This window comes from Staphylococcus sp. GDB9P120P (assembly GCF_017893435.1).
Lineage (GTDB): Bacteria > Bacillota > Bacilli > Staphylococcales > Staphylococcaceae > Staphylococcus > Staphylococcus cohnii.
The window spans coordinates 606-1,039 of sequence record NZ_JAESNB010000021.1 but is presented as its reverse complement, the minus strand read 5'-3'; the positions used below and the strand labels follow the sequence as shown (position 1 = coordinate 1,039).

The following is a 434-nucleotide window of genomic DNA, read 5'->3' as shown; positions in this document are numbered from 1 at the left end:
AGTCTAGTATGTTAGACTTAAAGTATTAAATTACTTAACTAACCTTATTGTTGAGGAGTGAATTATATATGTCGTATTCAATTATTAGAGTTTCAAAAGTTAAAACAGGAACAAATACAACAGGCATACAAAAACATGTTCAAAGAGAAAATAATAATTATGAAAATGAAGATATAGACCATAGTAAAACTTACTTAAATTATGATTTGGTAAATGCTAATAAACAGAATTTTAATAACTTGATTGATGAAAAAATTGAACAGAATTATACAGGTAAACGAAAAATTAGAACAGACGCGATTAAACACATTGATGGTTTAATTACATCAGACAATGATTTCTTTGATAATCAAACGCCAGAAGATACAAAGCAGTTTTTTGAATATGCTAAAGAGTTTTTAGAACAAGAATACGGTAAAGATAATTTATTATAT

1 protein-coding gene is annotated in these 434 nt (G+C 25.3%); it reads left to right on the top strand.

Annotation, left to right across the window (positions count from 1 at the left end):
- Positions 1-68 precede the first annotated feature (68 nt).
- Positions 69-434 (top strand): plasmid recombination protein (locus tag KA856_RS13725; RefSeq protein ID WP_210138779.1); only part of this gene is annotated, 366 nt, incomplete at its 3' end.